This is a genomic window from Priestia sp. LL-8, from assembly GCF_036227845.1.
In the GTDB taxonomy this organism is placed as follows: domain Bacteria; phylum Bacillota; class Bacilli; order Bacillales; family Bacillaceae_H; genus Priestia; species Priestia zanthoxyli.
Genome location: NZ_JAZAQH010000001.1, coordinates 1209760 through 1226606, shown reverse-complemented (window position 1 = coordinate 1226606; position 16847 = coordinate 1209760). Strand labels below are relative to the sequence as shown.

Here is a 16847-nt window from a genome sequence, read left to right as displayed (position 1 = left end):
CACAACTACGAATTTCTTCTTTAACGTTTTGTTCATTACAATAACTGTTCGCCAGACCAAATTATTCAAGGAGGAATTTGATTATGTCAACAGTAAAGTATGATACAGTAATTGATGCAATGTGGGAACAATGGACAAAGGGGTTACAAAACATTGCAGACGGAAACAAACAAATTGAGCAATGGACGTTAAAAGCACTTGAGCAACAGCAAGAATTTGTAACAAAAGCAGTAGAACAGCTTCAAGCAACAGACAAACAATGGAAAGCTGAATTAGAAGATCTTCAACAAAAAACAGTTGAAAACTTACGTAAAACAGCTGGAAACGCTGTTGCCGATTCTTATGAAGAATGGACAAACCGCACGCATGAAGCATTAAATAAATTACAAGAGCTTTCTCTTAACCAAAGCAAATCAAGCTATTCTTTAGTAAAGCAAGCTCAAGAACAATATCATCAAGTAGTAACACAATTAGTAGAAGAGCAAAAGAAAACGCGCCAAGAATTCCAACACGTATCTGATGCATACGTAGAACAAGTAAAATCTCTTCAAAAGTCATTTGCTCAGTCTCTTGAGCAATATGCGGTTGTAAAATAATATATAAAAAAGCCCAGCTTCTTTGAAAGCTGGGCTTTTTTATACTTTCTTGCAAACCATTACCAGTATGCAAAATAGTAAACAGCAAATAATACAGGTACAGCAGTGAACTGCTGTACAACTAAAAAAGGAGATGACTAATCATGGCTAGAACAAATAAACTATTAACACCAGGAGTAGAACAATTTTTAGATCAATATAAATACGAAATCGCTCAAGAATTTGGGGTAACTCTAGGTTCTGACACTGCTGCACGCAGCAACGGTTCAGTAGGCGGAGAAATCACAAAACGCTTGGTGCAACAAGCTCAAGCTCACTTAAACGGCAGCACACAAAAATAAAACATAACTTCATAACATGGCTAAAAAAAAGGCACCTGCGTGTGCCTTTTTCTTACATAATATAGTCTTTTAAATACACGTAGTCCCCCGCTAATATAATAACCATCGCGATAATATATTTACGGTTTCTTTCAATTGTTTTTCGGCTCACTTTAACATGTTTTTCAATCAAGCGAATAGGAAGCTGCCGCTTTAAAAACAGCTTATCTTTTAATTCTTTTTCATTGACGATAAAAGATGCAACTTCCACAGCATTTCCCCTTGCATCCTTATGTTTAGGAGACGTGTTAATAATGTCTTCAAGAGTTAATTTAAACAATTTTAGCGTCTGACAAAAATAAGTCATTTCCTCTTGAATATATGAAGTTTCACTTTGCCTTTTATAGTTAGAAAGCGATATATCCCTTTCTATCTTACCTTGAATAAAATCTTCATTTTCAATCCGGTTATAGAGCAGCGTTTGGTTTCGCTTCTCTTTTCGAATATAGTCGATGACTCTTCTTTTAATAATCAGTTCCGCAAACGCAAGAAGGGATCGTCCTTTTTGGATTGTGTAATTTTCGATGGCTTCATTAAACGCAATCAGACCAATGCTAAATTCATCGTCAGCTTCACTTATATAACGTTTACATACAGCTGAAACAACTTTAGCAATAAACGGTTTATATTGTTGAATCATTTCGTTATGTAATTGTTTATCCCCTTGCTGAATCGTCAGTACAAGCGTTTCAAGCGATGGAGGCGTTTGAACTTTTGTGAGCATTGGCTTCACCTCTTTTACTATACTCAGTTGCTTTATACCATGTTAATATCCATTCTTTTGATGACGAACAGGGTTGAGAAGCACTCTGCTCCTTTTAATTTCTCTTTATTATAACCCATAATAGCTCAATTTTACCAATTAACATACATTTGAAATATATGTTTATGAACTGAAATAAACTTCATTGAACTGAATTATCCAACGCTGCTTCTGTTCTTTACAGAATATGAGCGAAAAAGCAAAACATTCGGATATACAGTAATTAAACACCAGTTAGTTCTTTTACCCTTTCTCGAAACGATTTAAACTAGGTATTTTATCTTAATACAAAAAAAACGCGCATTAAAAGCGCGTTTTTTTGTATTATTGATTTTCAATTTTCTTTAATGAGTCTTTTTCTTTCTCTGAGCCTTCAAGATCAGTTTGTTCTTTGTTTTTAGATAGAAACCAGCCTGAAACTGCTATGCCAAGTAACACAACCCAAAACGTAATTTTCCATACTTTTGATTCAGGGAAGTGTTCATTAATAATACCTAACTCCGGATGAGCAAGAGTGTAAACTGCTAGCTTAACCCCTACCCAGCCTACGATAGCAAAAGCCGCCGTTTCTAGACCCGGGCGCGTATTTAATAGCTTGACGAACCAAGTTGCAGCAAAACGCATAATAATTAATCCCATAATTCCTCCGGCAAAGATCACCAAGAATTGTCCGCCATCGAGTCCGCCAATTTTAGGAAGAGTGGTTGTTGGCAACGTAACGGCAAGAGCCACAGCAGCCAAAATTGAATCAACCGCAAAAGCAATGTCCGCTACTTCTACTTTTAAAACCGTCATCCAGAAACCTGAGCCCTTTTTTCCGTCCGCTTCTTTTACTTTTTCATGATCGCCTTTTTTCACATATCGCTTCACAATATGATTAATGGAAATGAACAATAAGTAAATGGCTCCTATGGCTTGAAGCTGCCATACATCTACCAAAAATGAAATCAAAAACAATGAACCAAATCTAAAAATAAAGGCACCGGCTAATCCGTAAAATAATGCCTTCTTGCGTTGTTCTTCCGGTAAATGTTTGACCATAATAGCCATCACAAGAGCATTATCCGCTGCCAAAATTCCTTCTAATGCAACCAGCACTAGCAATACCCATCCATACTCTAACAAAAGTGATGCATCCATAAAAATCCCCTCTCGTTTCTTTGTATAAGTTTATTTATCCTCATTACCGGAATAAAACACAAAAAGACCTTTGCCAAATATGGCAAAGGTCTTGCTAAGCATAATCATTATGCCAACAAAGCCGATGGAATACTCCATGTAATGACGACTTTGTTTCAGGTTTCCCTGACGCTACTCCCCTTTACTCCGTAAGAAGTAAATGTATTAAGTTGTTTTAATTTTATAAAAGGTTCGCTAATAAGTCAATGAAAAGCCCTCTAAACTTTTGTTAAGCTTTTGTTAAGCTTTTGTTAAGCGTTTTAATACGTTCAAAAACGTTGAAATATGAATAGGCTTTGTTACGTATTCACTAAAACCGACTAAAAAAGCTTGATCGATATCGCTTTGCATCGCGCTTGCACTCAGGGCAATTCGAGGAATATGCCTCAATTCTTTTTCCAGCTGAAGCTGTTTGCATACCTCAAAACCATTCATATCCGGTAAATCAATATCAATTAAGATCATATCGGGTGAAATGGATCTGATCAGCTGGATGCCGTTTTCACCTGTTTTGGCAACTAAGAGCTTAACGTTTTTATATGGAGAAAGAATCGATTGCATAAGCTCAATATTTGTATCGTTATCCTCAATATATACAATCGATGTCGGCATGGAAAAACCTAAAAATAGCTCAGCTTCCCCTTCATTGGATAATTGTTTAGGAACAGGTGGGTGTACTAAAGGAAAACGAACCCAAAATGTACTGCCCTTTCCTTCTTCACTTCGCACTCCGCAAGTTCCATTCATTAATACAACAAGCTGTTTTACAAGCGCCAACCCAATTCCTGTTCCGTCTTTTTCTAGTCTATTTACACGGTAGAAAGGCTCAAAAATCCGATGCAATTCTGAATGGGGAATTCCAAAGCCCTTATCTTCAATTGATATGGTTACGTGATGCTGAGTGATGTCGGTATAGATCGTTATATCGCGATAAGCAGGCGAATATTTAATGGCATTGGTAAGCAGATTTAATAAAATCTGCTGAAACCGAAGTTCATCTACTTCAACAAAGACTTCTTGGTAGGCGTGAAAGCGAGTATAAAATATACTATGCTTATCTTTTGCTAATGGTTTCATAATTTTAAGTGCGTCTTCAATAGCCTCTTTTACTGACACTGGTTCAAGATTGATCGCTAAGTGACCGGATTCAATTTTTGATAAATCAAGCGTTTCATTGATCAAATAAAGAAGATGATTGCCTGCTTTTAAAATCTTCCGTATACGATTCAATTGTTTTTCTGTTAAATCTTTTTCCCCTTGCTCTTCCAATATCTGCGCGTAGCCTAAAATACTGTTTAAAGGCGTACGAAGTTCGTGGCTGACTTTTGATAAAAATTCAGACTTGGCTTGATTTGCTTTTTCGGCTTCTTCTTTTGCTATAATCATTTGCTGATTAGAATGAAGCAGGTCTTTTTCTTGTTCCTGCTGCTTCGTAATATCATAAAATGTGACAACTACGCCTTTATAATATTTACTCTCTTGAAGAGGTTCAGCATTCACCGAAAGCCACGTCAACTTTTTCTCATTTAAATAAATGCCCATGACTGTATTTCGCACAGGCTCTTTTGTATGAAGACAGCGGACTGATGGAATATCTTCGAGTGCAAAAGCTGTGCCGTCAGGATGAATAATTTCCCAGTCTAAACCAAACGGGTTAACCGATAACATTTGGTCATAAGGCACGTTTAGAATCTTAGCAGCGTACGCATTGGCAGCAATTAAGTTACCTTCAAGGTCATGAAACACCACGCCTTCTGACATTGTAGAAAGAACGGATCGATACATGCTTTCACTTTTAGCCAGCTTTTCTCTTGCTTCGTGAAGATCAGTAATATCTACTATAGAACCAATAACTTCTTGTACTTCTCCTTTGTAGATATGAGGCGTTAACTTCGTATAGTAAGCAAAGTCGTTCAAAAGCACTTCATACGACACTTTCTCTCCCGCCCATGCTTTATCATAGTAACTCCTATTATCTCTTGCGTAGGATTCAGGTAAAAATTCATCAGGTGTTTTTCCGACAACATCTATTTCCTCATATCCCATTTCACGAATCATTTTGCCTTCGCACATCGTATAGACATATCCTTTACTGTTCTTCACAAACTTAAAAATAGTACCATCTTGCTGTGAAAGCGTTCGTTTTAAATCTTTTTGTAAATTCAAAAGCTGCTGTTGAGCCTTTTTTCGGTCTGTTACATCTTTGGCGATGACGTAACTGCCTTTAATTTGACCATGAACAATAATAGGCATTTGCGTTACTTCAACATATACAGGCTGATTATCTTTGCGAATGAGCGTTGCCTCATAATAAACAGAGTCTCCACTCAGGGATTTCCACATATATTCTTCAGCTTTTTCAGCTTCTCTAAACATATAGGGAAACGGAATTTTCTCCATTTTATTTAACGTGTATCCTGTCAGCTCGATTCCTTTTGGATTAATCGTTTGAATATTGCCGTACAAATCAACTGCACACACAATATTGGGATTGTAGTTAAAAAGAGATTGATAATACTCTTCTTTTAATTGACTGTCCCTCACTTCTTCCTGACGCTTAAAAGCAGCAACAAGCAGGAAGACAATAAGTAGCGTAATCGTGATACTTGCAATCATATTGGAAAATGGCGCTTGATACGGCAGCCACTGCCCCCATCTTCTAACAACTGAGTGTTCAATATGGAGCTTCATTCCATACATACTGATAAAATGCATAGCTGAAATGCCAATACCCAGCAAAATAGAGCTAACAAGTTTAAGGAATGGATTAGCTTTTACATTTTTTGACCGAAAAAACAAGTGCATCGCATAAAATGCAACGACCAGAGCGATGATGATAGAAAGCAAAACAGATAGCACGGAATAATGAATGTGTGCTTCTGTTTCGATTGCTGCCATGGCAATATAATGTGTGCCCACAATACTGCTTCCCAAAATAAGCCCTGACCATACCGACGTGCGCCATTTCCAAAATGTCCAAAACGCACCTAGTGATCCGCTAATCGCTATTATCAAAGCAAGTGCAGAAAGTACAACATCAAAATGAAAGCTAACAGGAACATAATAACCAAGCATCGCAATATAGTGCATCGCTCCTACTCCAATCCCCATTGAAGTTGCTGACAGAGTAAGCCATAAATAATTGTTCCGCTGTTTTTTCATCATTTTGCTCATAATATCAAGTGCTGTATAAGAGGCAAGAATCCCTACAATGACAGCAAGAAATACGGTAAATTCATTATAGTGACCAGTAATTGAAATCATTTTCTTTCCTTTCAATTCAACGTTACTTCTTCTATCTAACTTTCCTCATAAAAACTATATTACTATCATTTATTCCAAAAGCAGACACATAAAATAGACGAAACTTACATAAGCTTCGTCCTTTTATCAACATGACTATTTTAGAAGCAGCAGCATCTCTTAATTTGTCATTAACTGATGCAGCTGTTTTTGAACGTCTTGGATTTTTAATTTTGAGATATGAGCATATTCATCAATTTCTAAAAAATAAACAAGATATGTCTCATTTTTCGGCGTTATGTGTGAAACTTTCTGTAAATTTACGATATAAGACCGATGTGTTTGACTAAATACCGAAGGATTCAAATACATATAGATATCACTGATATTTTCATATGTCTCATAGACACGTGATTGAGTATAAATTAAGCATTTCTTCCCTGATTTTTCGATAAAAATAATTTGATCAATTGGAATGTAATAAGTAGACCCATTAAATTTTACAGGCAGCCTCTTTAATTGATCACTTGGCTTTTTCAACTGATTTTTATCAATTCCAATGGAATTTTTAGCCCGCTCTAAAGCCATATAAAGCCTTGTTTTTTCAATCGGTTTTACAATGTAGTCGAGTGCCGACAGTTCAAATGCCTTCACAGCAAATTCATCATAACCTGTAATAAAAATGAACTTTAAATTCGGCTTAATGCGCAGACACTTTTTTATTGCATCTACACCGTTAATCGTAGGCATATTAATGTCTACAAGCAAAAGGTCTGGACTTTTAACCATCACTTCCTGTACGAGCTGCTCTCCGTCTTTACAGATTCCGATAACTTCAAATTCCGGAAGCTGTTCTATAAAGTAATCTAAAATTTCAACCGAATCTTCGTTATCATCGGCAATAATTAAGTTAATTTTGTTCATCCTGACTCCCCCTAGGATACAATGTTAAAGTATAGTACGAACTATTGCCCATTCTGTTTTATGCATGTCTACACATCTTTATAGTGTTTTTATGGTGAGATGAATGATCTACACGGACGCTAATCGTTAATGAACACATAACGATTGTTCATGGGGAATATTGCAATAATTGTAGGTTTTCTAGAAGAAGAAATAAAAACCGTTTATCTATTATCATTTATTTTCCTAACAATGATTTAATACCCTTTTTATAATCTGTAAACCAGCATGCCAGAATCTTTATTTAATATTTTTGATAAAGGCGACACGCTATTTTCAATCATTTTGTCTTCTCTTACTATTAAAACATGTTCTACGTTCTTCCACCCATACTTTTATTCATTTTTTTACTTTTTATTCAAGGTAATTACTTACACAAAACCCTTAATAACCCTGTATTTGTAATTTTACTTGAAAAAATTTATGTATTTTTTATTCATTTTATTATAAAAATTCTAGCATATAACGTTATGAACTTACATATGTATTCCGAACTAGTTCCTTTTAGAACTATGATTATTATACCATTTCATAGTATAAATCACATATATTTAAAGGTGAAGACTTTCCATTCCTTTAAGAGTTCAAAGCTATTTATTTGTAAAATAAATCAATTCATTCCTCTATAAAGGCTAACACACCTAATTATCCATCTATTATCTGTAAAAAAACAGGCCTAAAGTTATACTTCGGCCTGTTTTACATTTATTTCTTATTTTGCATTTTTTACAATTTGCTGTGCCTGTTTCGGTACAAAGAAGCGACCATTTTTATCCTGTACAATTACGCTGTCCATCTGCATTTCTTTCCCATTTACAATCGCAATATTTTTGTTTACTGGAAAACGTACCGTTCGCTTATTGTTTGTTACTACCAGCACAGGATTGTTTTTGTCTTTTGTGTCAATCGCTACATTTGAGCCTTTAAACGCTTTATTTGCTTCAATAAACAATTCGTTTGTTAATTCGTTTAAGTTAATGTTCATTGACTTAGCCATATGTTTGGCAATATCCGTATTATCAAAGTGCCCCATTGGTCGATTTACGCCGTACGAGTATAAAAATACATCCTCACCCGTATGACCGCCCGTTGTGAATCCAAGGTTTGCTCGGTTGGCTAATAGCTTCGGTAGTGTAGCACTGATTTCTTTTTTATCTCTTGCTTTAGTCAGCTGCGCTTTTTCCTCTGAAGTTAGATTTGATAAACCATACAAAGCAGCTACTTCTTCTTTATTTGATAAATCTTCTTTTAATTTAGACGTAGCGCCTTCTAACGTCATTTTTGCTTTTTTTAATGGGTCAATATAAGCAGAAACAGGTGTGGTATCGTATCCTTTTGTTGTATTTGCATTACCGATTGAAAGACCGCTGTTCCCATGATCGGCAATCGCAATAACCATCGTATTTCCATCTTTTTTAGCGAACTCTACTGCTTTGCCCACTGCTTCATCAAACGCTAATACATCGCTAATCATTCCTACTGGATCATTGGCATGAGCTGCCCAATCCGTTTTGCTCCCTTCAACAAATAAGAAAAAACCATCTTTATCTTTTGACAACGTCGTTATTGCTTTATTTGTCATCTCGGACAACTTTGGCTGTTCTGCTTTTGTCTGTGGGCGGTCCATATCATACGCCAAGTCTCGGTCAGCGAAGTTCCCCCAGATTTTTTTAGAGCGCGACTGCTCTAATTCTTTTTTGTTTTCTACAAAGTCATATCCTCTTTTATTCAATACATTGACTAAGTTTTCACCGTCTTTCCGGCTTTTTTCTTCTGCTCCTGGAAGAAGAGACTGCTTACCTCCTCCAAGCACTACATCCATGTTTTGATATACTTGCTGCTCAGCTAACGTTTGGAAGTCATCACGGTTATAGTTATGAGCTGAAAACCCAGCTGGTGTGGCATGCTGGATTTCAGAAGTAGCCACGATTCCTGTCGCGCGCCCTGAAAGCTTTGCTCCTTCTAGAACGTTTGCTACCGGACGAAACTGATCCTCTTTCTCTACAGATTTAACTCCAGGCGTATTTACTACCGAAGGCAACACGCCTACATAGCCTGAATTTGATTTATTTCCTGTTGCTAAAGCAGTAGCTGCCGGAGCGGAATCGGTAATAGCAGATTCTGCCGAATACGCCCGTACTCCCCCGGCCATTAGCTGATCCATGTGTAACGGTTTTCCTTTGTACCATCTTGCGAGTGTAGTAGCATTTGAACTCGTCCCGTCCATTACCATCATAATGACATTTTTAGGTTTCTTAGCTGACTTATGCTCCACTTTTGCTTCCGTTTGAATAAGTGAGTTTCCTACACCAAACGAGGCCAATGCTACCGCTCCTGCCAGTGTAATACCTGCTAATTTTTTCTTCATATAAATGTACCCGCTCCTTTATGTAATTATCTTTGACATTTCTAAAGTTATCATTTAAACGTAAACCCACTGTTTATCCATTGTAAAAGAGTGTAAAGTTTGTCTTTATATTCTTCCTTTCTTCTTGAGAAAAAATAGTCGAATAAAAAGGAAGTACATGAACAAACTACCAGTAATAGAAAGTCATGCGAGGGGCACGGTTATGTTTAAACATTTATTTAAAAAAAAGAATGCAGACGATCAGCCCAAAAAAACATTGGATGAACTGATTAAACAATTTAAAAAATCAAGTGATTTCACAACATTAGCTATTGGTTCGCAGCATCGAAAATACATCATTACTTATTTTAAGCAGCTCGTAAATATGCAAAGTGTTGAAGATAAAATACTTGAGCCTTTTCAAAAACTAGACTTCACGTTAAGCAGTGTATATGAAGTCGAAAATGTTCTGCCGATTGAAGATATTTCTGTTACAAAAGATACAAAAGAAATTTTAGAAAAGCTGCTGCGCGGCTATGTGATGTTTCAACTGCATAAAGACGATAAGCTAGTAGCTCTTATTAAAGTTCAAAGCTTTGATACGGGGTTTCGAAAAGAAAATGAAACGGAAAATGAGTTCAGCGTCGTTGGTCCTAAAATTGGTTTTGTGGAGGATTTAGATGTCAATCTCTATTTAATGAGAAAAACGGTCATTTCCGAAAACCTTATTTTTAAAGAACTCACCGTAGGAAATAAATCGAAAACGCGCGTGGTGCTTGTTTATTTAGAAGGCGTAACGAATCCTCAGCACGTAGAGACCATGACCCAGCGCCTTGAAGAAATAGATTTTGACGTCATTTTTGATAGTACAATGCTTGATCAATTGATTTCCGATAATTCTTCTACGGCGTTTCCGCTTTTTTTAACAACAGAGCGGATTGATCGAGTTCTGTTTAGTCTGTTAAACGGGCAAGCTGCCTTCTTTTCGAGTGGTTCACCCTACGCAGTTACCGGACCGTCAACATTGCTTGACTTCTTTATTTCACCCGAGGACTACTATTTACCGTGGGTTCTAGGGTCATTTTTCCGGGTTATTCGTATTTTGGGCGTCTTTTTCTCTATTTTTGCTACGCCTCTTTATGTAGCCATTGTTACGTATCATTATGAGATGCTTCCAAAAGATTTGCTGGGGCCTATTATCTTTTCAAGGACAAACGTTCCTTTTCCACCTGTTATCGAAGTGCTTTTTTTAGAAATAACCATTGAGCTGCTTCGGGAGGCAGGAGCCAGACTTCCAACAAAAGTAGGGCAAACACTGGGAATCGTAGGCGGGATTGTTATTGGGCAAGCAACGGTAGAAGCTGCGTTAACAAGCAATATTTTGCTTATTATTGTTTCACTGACAGCTTTAGCCTCTTTTACAACGCCTATTTTTAAAATGTCTAACACGATCCGGCTGCTACGTTTTCCGTTTATTTTGTTTGCCACTGCGTTCGGTTTAGTCGGCATCACATTTGGCTTTTGTTTCTTGCTGGTTCATTTGCTTCGTTTAAAATCTTTGGGCATGCCTTATCTTGTTCCGCTTTTTCCGTTTCGCCCCACAGAGTACAGGGATACATTTCTGCGATTGCCCTATAGTCATACAGCAAAGCGTCCAAGCTACTTACGTCCTTTAGAACGCTTCCGCTATAACCCTAAAAAAGCGAATAAGATGAAACGAAAAAGTAATTTAGATAATGAGTAAAGCGGGGAAACGTCATGAAAAGAATACTAATTTTATGCACTTGCCTTACTTTTTTAACGAGCTGTGCAGACCGTGAAACGATTGACGAAATTCAAGTAGTCAACTCCATCGGATATGATTATATTCCTCAAAGCAATAAAGTTAGAGGAACAATTTTATACCCTATCTATAAATACGGACCAACGGAAGAACCGAGTATTATTGCGGCTACTGCTAATTCATCATTTGATATTCCACTCCGTTTAAACAATAAATCATCTCTTCCCGTCGCGTTTGGGCAGCTGAGAAGCATCGTTATGGGAAAAGAATTTGCGACACATGGAGTAGATGAGTTAGTAAATACAATTGCTAGAAATCCAGACCTTGGACGTAATATTAAATTAAGCATTGTAGACGGCAACGCACATGAATTATTAAGCTCCGTTACAAAAAAGAAAATTAAGGACTATCAGTTTATTTCTAATTTAATCGAACAAAATATCCGCACAGAAAATTTGCCTAACACCAATTTACAAATTTTTTTATTCAGTTTTTTTAGCGACGACCGTGACCCGTATCTTCCTGTTTTAGCACAAGAAAAAGATGCTATTAAATTAAAGGGGCTGGCGCTTTTCAAAGAACAAAAAGTCGTTACAACCATTGGAATGAAAGAAACATTTTTGTTTAAGCTGCTAACAAGCGGAACAAAGCACGGACGCTACGCAGTAAAAATTAAAGAGAATGACCGTAAAGGCGAAATTATATTGCAAAACTTGCGCACCAAAACAAAGTATGAAATTAAAGGAAATCATCAACATCCAAGTATTGTTGCGCACTTAACTATCGATGGCCTTGTAAAAGAATTTCCTGGATGGGTGGACCTAACTGATCCGGCTCGTATTAAAATGGTTGAAAAAATGCTCCAAAAAGATATTGAAAAAGATGGGGATGCCTTTATTAAGAAACTTCAGCAACATAGGATCGACCCCATTTGTTTTACAGATTATGTTCGAAGTAAAACGAGAAGGTTTAACAGTGAAGAATTTAAAGCGCAATATCCGGATATGAATATTGAAGTAAAAGCTCGCGTTCACCTTATTCAAACCGGTATTAGCAACTAGGAGGAAGAAAAGATGCACAATACAATTAAAGAAGAAAATCAAGTTTCCCCTTCTTTTCTTTTTTTCTTAGTTCACTCTACTCAGATTGGCGTTGGAATACTAGGATTTCAGCGTTATATTATTAAAGGTGCCGGATATGAAGCATGGATATCCATCTTCCTTGCTGCAATCAGCGTTTGTATTTTATTAGCCATGATCTTTAATATCTTAACTCGTGAAAACAGCGATATTGTTGATATTCACCGGTTATATTTCGGTAAATACCTTGGAGGAGCTTTAACTCTTGCCGCTTCCATTTATTATTTTATCTTTGCGTTAACGATTTACCGAACCTACGTAGAGATTTTACAAATATGGATGTTTCCACAGTTAGAAACATGGATCGTATCACTTGTATACTTGCCTATTATTTACTACACGGTTTCCGGTGGGTTTCGTGTGATTACTGGAATTGCCTTTTTTGGGGTCATGCTTCCTTTGCCGCTCATATTTGCCTTAATTTACCCTTTGAAGTATGGGCACATTAATAATTTATTTCCTTTGTTTGATCACACGATATGGGAATTTTTAATTTCGACTAAGATGATGACCTTTGAGAATTTGGGGTTTGAATCCGTGCTTTTTTTCTATCCGTTTATAAAAAATGGCGCTACTAGTCAGAAGTGGGGGCAATATGGCGTTTTGTTCAGCACTTTTTTATATTTGTGCACGGCATTAGTGTCATTTGCTTACTTTAGTCAAGGACAGTTAGGCCATACCATCTGGCCAACTTTAACAATGGCTAAAATTATTGAAATTCCATTTTTACAGCGTTTTGAATATATTTTAATTTCTCTGTGGCTTTTAGTCGTTCTTCCTACTATTGCTGTCAGCGTATGGTGTACAATTCGTGGATTTAGTAAAACATTTAATAAGCCGCCTACGATTTTTCTCATATTAGTTCTTATTGCCCTTCTTGGTTTTTCTATTTTCTTTGACGATCGAGAAACTATCGATCATCTTAATACACGATTATCCATGACCGGCTTTTACTTTATTTATGGCTACATTCCTTTCCTTTTTCTCTATAGCCTCATTCGAGCCAAAATAAAACAAAAGAAAGCACAAAAAGAAGAGCGTGAGCCAACTTTAAGTTGAATCACGCTCTTTTTTTCATATTATTTTATTTGTTAAATAAAACAGCGTATTCCCCGTATCCTTCTTTTTCTAAATCTTCCTTCGGAACAAATCGAAGAGCTGCTGAGTTGATGCAGTAACGCAAGCCGCCTGCATCTTGCGGACCATCATCAAATAAATGACCTAAATGAGAGTTAGCCGTTTTGCTTCGTACTTCTGTACGAACCATATTATGACTAACGTCCATGTTTTCTTTTACTTCATCTTTATTAATCGCTTTTGTGAAAGACGGCCATCCGCATCCGGCATCATATTTATCAGTTGAACTAAACAACGGCTCTCCTGACACGATATCTACATAAATACCATCTTCTGTATGATCCCAAAATTCATTGCGAAACGGAGGTTCCGTTGCGTCATTTTGAGTAACTTCATATTGAATAGGCGTTAATGTCGTTTTCAGCTGCTCGTCGCGGCCAAAGTCTTTCCAGTTTTCTTTAATAAAACGATCACGTCCAGATCCTCGTCGATACATAGCATAGCGGAATTTATTTTTCTTATAATAACCTTGATGGTATTCTTCCGCTTCGTAAAACGGTTTTGCCGGTAGAATTTGTGTAGCAATCGGCTCAGAAAAACGACCGCTTGCTTCTAATTGCTGCTTCGATTCTTCGGCTAGTTCCTTTTGGTGTTCGTTGTGGTAAAAGATAGCTGTTCGATACGAGTCGCCTCGATCCGCAAATTGTCCGCCTGCATCCGTTGGATCAATTTGAGGCCAGTATAGTTCTAAAAGCTTTTCATATGGAAAAACTTCTGGGTCAAATGTAATTTGGACCGCTTCATAGTGGCCCGTTGTTTCTGAGCATACTTCTTTGTACGTCGGGTTCTCTTTGTGACCGCCTGTATAACCAGATACAACTTTTATAATGCCTGGCTGTTCATCAAAGGGCTTCACCATACACCAAAAACAGCCGCCGGCAAAAGTTGCTACTTCATATTGTTCTGTCAAAAAGATGACCTCCTTCATGTATTCTTTCTACTATTATACGCTGATTTTATATTCTCACCAACTAACTTGCCTTTCGTACTCTTTGCTTTTTAAGACAAAAAAATAATCAGTGAAGCCAATATTCACTGATTATTTTTCGACTTTAAAGCGCTTTATTTTTTACTTTCTTTAATTTTGTGGAACAGTTTATTCATCGTTTCAATTTCTTTATCTGTAAAATGCTCAAACCGTTCGATAAAATACGCTCGTTTCTTCTCTTGAATAGCATTAAAAATATCCTGTCCTTCCTTGGTCAGTTCAATATCAATAATACGCCGATCGTTTTCAGACCGTTTGCGCGCAATGTAGCCTTTTGACAAAAGCAAGTCGGTTACCGCCGTAATGTGACTTGCTGACACTTGAAGATACTTTGATAAATCAGTTGATCGCTGCCTGCCGGAATCAACCAGCATACGAAGCACCATAAATTCATTTGTTGATAGCTCTGAATTGTATACTTCATTAATTTCTTGGCGAAGCTGTCTGAACACAAAGCGAAACAGCGTCTCCATTTCTTGAACGAGCTCTTCTCTTTTTTTCACTTGTCACTCTCCTTAACGCTATCACATGATAACGAATATGTATTTACGAAAGTATTTCACTTTCTTAACTTAATTAGTTTTATCAAATTACTAAGCGTTTCGTCAACTATTATTGAGATTTTTTTCCACAAACCTGTACGAATTGATGTATTTTTCATAAAATTCCATAAAAAAAGCGATTTACCGTTATGGTAAATCGCTGCTAGTAGCTAAAAATACCGGTTAAAAAGCTTCTCCATCTTGGAACAGGCTTTTTACCTTTTAAGCTATCTTCATTTTTTAACTGACTTTCAAGTTCCACTACTCGATTTTCTAATTTCGTAATAACTTTATTTAATCGATCGATTTCTGAACGATGCTCTAAAATTTGAAAGGTAACTACTTCTCCCGCTTTTTCTTCTGTACGCTTTTCATTTTCAATCAGCCTTAAAAAAAGCTGATCCAGCTGCTTTTGCATGTCTTGCGCACGTTCATCAGATATAACGACTTCCTCTTTTTCTACTACTTTTTCGACCACTTTGACGACGGCTTGACGATTGCGGTTTTTTTGGAAGTTTCTAAGTGCTTCAACATTTTCTTCTGTAAACTCACAGTGTCCCGATTCATTTCTCTCTAGCTCGATATCCGCCATTTTAACCCACTTTAATACCGTACTTGGATGTATTCCCAGCGACTTTGCCACATCTACCGTTTTCATCGTCATATTCCATCCCTCCATTTTTTTCATTTACTAGCCATTTCGAGAGAAATCTTTAAATCCCTTCATACGTGACAAAACTAGTATGAATTCGTCAAAGAAAGTGGACGTTCAACAAATGAAGAAAATGATGTCATTATTGCTTAGAAAAACTCGTACAATCCTTCTGCAAAATAACAAAATTCGTGCTGTGAAATCCCCTTGCCGTATCCTTTAAAAAAACACGCGCGCTCTTTACCTGTAAAGATTACGTCTTCAAAGCGCACAGCAAGCGCCATATCATAACGAGCATCTCCACAGGTTCCTCCACTCCAGTCAATAACAGCTGTTATCCGACCGTCGTGCACAAGTACATTATCAATTGTGTAGTCTCCGTGAATAAGCACCTCTTGTTTGCATATCATGTGTTGATCCTGTAATTGTTTTAACAGCTGTTGATTTCCGTCTACCTTATAGTGGATTAAATTGTACTCTGCCTCTTGCAGCATTCGGTGGATCCACAGCTGCTTACTCACTAATTGTTCTGGACACTTCGCATCGTGAATACGAGCAAGAAGACGCCCCATTTCGTAGACAATGTGCTCGCGCTTTTTTTCATTATTTTCCTTCTCTAAATACTCTCTTACAGTTTTTCCTTCAAAAAATTCTAGCAGCAGCCAGCTTTGTTCTGCTGTTTGAACAAACTTGTAAGCTCTCGGGCTTTGAAAGTCTGTCAGTGCTTGTATATTCTTTAATACATAATATTCCTTATATAACCATTTTCTGTACTTTTCCCCTTTTGTCCGCTTTAAAACATACCTTCCTTTAGCGGTATGAAGGATACCAACATCCGACGTACATCCCTGCTTTGGAAACGTCACTTTTTCGATTTGTTTCACATACTTTTTTATAGAGTCAGGAATTTCTTCTACTATAATAGGAATAGGCTGCAACTGTCTCACTCTCCTTTCTTTCTACATTCTCTTTTGATTGCTCTTTCCCTACAAAAAGGATAAGACATAACGAAATCACTTTAATCTAGAAACAAACAAATGTGGTAAATGAGCTGTTATGAAGCGCTTATTACATACTTGAAACATACGTTCACCATTCCATTAAAAAAATCCGAACGATTACTCGTTCGGACCTT

14 protein-coding genes and 1 riboswitch are annotated in these 16847 nt (G+C 37.0%); of the genes, 5 read left to right on the top strand and 9 right to left on the bottom strand.

Annotated elements, in window-relative coordinates; genetic code table 11:
* Window positions 1-83: 83 nt before the first annotated feature.
* Window positions 84-596, top strand: a complete 513-nt coding sequence (phaP, locus tag U9R83_RS06195; RefSeq protein WP_014461097.1) for a polyhydroxyalkanoic acid inclusion protein PhaP — start codon at window positions 84-86, stop codon at window positions 594-596.
* Window positions 597-739: 143 nt separating this feature from the next.
* Window positions 740-937, top strand: a complete 198-nt coding sequence (locus tag U9R83_RS06190; RefSeq protein WP_014461098.1) for an alpha/beta-type small acid-soluble spore protein — start codon at window positions 740-742, stop codon at window positions 935-937.
* Window positions 938-989: 52 nt separating this feature from the next.
* Here U9R83_RS06190 and sigI read toward each other — a convergent pair whose 3' ends face one another.
* From sigI to U9R83_RS06165, 5 genes are all read right to left on the bottom strand, one after another.
* Window positions 990-1700 carry an RNA polymerase sigma factor SigI gene (gene sigI, locus U9R83_RS06185; RefSeq protein WP_042992260.1) on the bottom strand — a complete coding sequence of 237 codons (711 nt, stop codon included), beginning with the start codon at window positions 1698-1700 and terminating at the stop codon, window positions 990-992.
* Window positions 1701-2063: 363 nt separating this feature from the next.
* On the bottom strand, window positions 2064-2879 hold the full coding sequence (locus U9R83_RS06180; RefSeq protein WP_014461100.1) for a TerC family protein: 816 nt from the start codon (window positions 2877-2879) through the stop codon (window positions 2064-2066).
* Between the two features lie 96 nt (window positions 2880-2975).
* Window positions 2976-3071, bottom strand: a riboswitch (yybP-ykoY riboswitch).
* Window positions 3072-3158: 87 nt separating this feature from the next.
* Complete coding sequence (locus tag U9R83_RS06175; RefSeq protein WP_014461101.1) at window positions 3159-6182, bottom strand: PAS domain S-box protein; 3024 nt, start codon at window positions 6180-6182, stop codon at window positions 3159-3161.
* Window positions 6183-6341: 159 nt separating this feature from the next.
* Window positions 6342-7085 (bottom strand): LytR/AlgR family response regulator transcription factor, encoded by a 744-nt coding sequence (locus U9R83_RS06170; RefSeq protein WP_014461102.1) that lies wholly within the window; start codon window positions 7083-7085, stop codon window positions 6342-6344.
* Between the two features lie 751 nt (window positions 7086-7836).
* Window positions 7837-9492 carry an alkaline phosphatase gene (locus U9R83_RS06165; protein ID WP_014461103.1) on the bottom strand — a complete coding sequence of 552 codons (1656 nt, stop codon included), beginning with the start codon at window positions 9490-9492 and terminating at the stop codon, window positions 7837-7839.
* A gap of 202 nt (window positions 9493-9694) precedes the next feature.
* Between U9R83_RS06165 and U9R83_RS06160 the strand changes: the two genes are divergently transcribed.
* Genes U9R83_RS06160 through U9R83_RS06150 form a run of 3 tightly spaced genes read left to right on the top strand, consistent with a single transcriptional unit; the run spans window position 9695 to window position 13452 of the window.
* A complete protein-coding gene (locus U9R83_RS06160) occupies window positions 9695-11215 on the top strand; it encodes a spore germination protein (protein ID WP_328575168.1) in 1521 nt (506 codons plus the stop codon).
* Between the two features lie 14 nt (window positions 11216-11229).
* Window positions 11230-12315: a Ger(x)C family spore germination protein gene (locus U9R83_RS06155; RefSeq protein WP_014461105.1), complete on the top strand. Its 1086-nt coding sequence runs from the start codon at window positions 11230-11232 to the stop codon at window positions 12313-12315.
* 12 nt (window positions 12316-12327) lie between these two features.
* On the top strand, window positions 12328-13452 hold the full coding sequence (locus U9R83_RS06150; protein ID WP_014461106.1) for a GerAB/ArcD/ProY family transporter: 1125 nt from the start codon (window positions 12328-12330) through the stop codon (window positions 13450-13452).
* A 25-nt stretch (window positions 13453-13477) separates the two neighbouring features.
* Here U9R83_RS06150 and msrA read toward each other — a convergent pair whose 3' ends face one another.
* The 4 genes from msrA to U9R83_RS06130 form a co-directional block, all read right to left on the bottom strand.
* Window positions 13478-14440 (bottom strand): peptide-methionine (S)-S-oxide reductase MsrA, encoded by a 963-nt coding sequence (gene msrA / locus U9R83_RS06145; RefSeq protein ID WP_028414192.1) that lies wholly within the window; start codon window positions 14438-14440, stop codon window positions 13478-13480.
* 152 nt (window positions 14441-14592) lie between these two features.
* Window positions 14593-15021 (bottom strand): MarR family winged helix-turn-helix transcriptional regulator, encoded by a 429-nt coding sequence (locus U9R83_RS06140; RefSeq protein ID WP_182420763.1) that lies wholly within the window; start codon window positions 15019-15021, stop codon window positions 14593-14595.
* Between the two features lie 202 nt (window positions 15022-15223).
* Complete coding sequence (locus U9R83_RS06135; protein WP_042992263.1) at window positions 15224-15724, bottom strand: MerR family transcriptional regulator; 501 nt, start codon at window positions 15722-15724, stop codon at window positions 15224-15226.
* 137 nt (window positions 15725-15861) lie between these two features.
* The gene (locus U9R83_RS06130) at window positions 15862-16659 is read right to left on the bottom strand and encodes a phosphotransferase family protein (protein WP_308125272.1); all 798 of its coding nucleotides are present in this window, start codon (window positions 16657-16659) and stop codon (window positions 15862-15864) included.
* Window positions 16660-16847 lie beyond the last annotated feature (188 nt).

Excerpts from the sequence above, each read along its gene's own strand:
- U9R83_RS06165 (WP_014461103.1), bottom strand. The coding sequence starts at position 9,492 with ATGAAGAAAAAATTAGCAGGTATTACACTGGCAGGAGCGGTAGCATTG.
- U9R83_RS06175 (WP_014461101.1), bottom strand. The coding sequence starts at position 6,182 with ATGATTTCAATTACTGGTCACTATAATGAATTTACCGTATTTCTTGCT.
- U9R83_RS06160 (WP_328575168.1), top strand. The coding sequence starts at position 9,695 with ATGTTTAAACATTTATTTAAAAAAAAGAATGCAGACGATCAGCCCAAA.
- U9R83_RS06135 (WP_042992263.1), bottom strand. The coding sequence starts at position 15,724 with ATGACGATGAAAACGGTAGATGTGGCAAAGTCGCTGGGAATACATCCA.
- U9R83_RS06190 (WP_014461098.1), top strand. The coding sequence starts at position 740 with ATGGCTAGAACAAATAAACTATTAACACCAGGAGTAGAACAATTTTTA.
- sigI (WP_042992260.1), bottom strand. The coding sequence starts at position 1,700 with ATGCTCACAAAAGTTCAAACGCCTCCATCGCTTGAAACGCTTGTACTG.
- U9R83_RS06170 (WP_014461102.1), bottom strand. The coding sequence starts at position 7,085 with ATGAACAAAATTAACTTAATTATTGCCGATGATAACGAAGATTCGGTT.
- U9R83_RS06150 (WP_014461106.1), top strand. The coding sequence starts at position 12,328 with ATGCACAATACAATTAAAGAAGAAAATCAAGTTTCCCCTTCTTTTCTT.
- U9R83_RS06180 (WP_014461100.1), bottom strand. The coding sequence starts at position 2,879 with ATGGATGCATCACTTTTGTTAGAGTATGGATGGGTATTGCTAGTGCTG.
- phaP (WP_014461097.1), top strand. The coding sequence starts at position 84 with ATGTCAACAGTAAAGTATGATACAGTAATTGATGCAATGTGGGAACAA.
- U9R83_RS06155 (WP_014461105.1), top strand. The coding sequence starts at position 11,230 with ATGAAAAGAATACTAATTTTATGCACTTGCCTTACTTTTTTAACGAGC.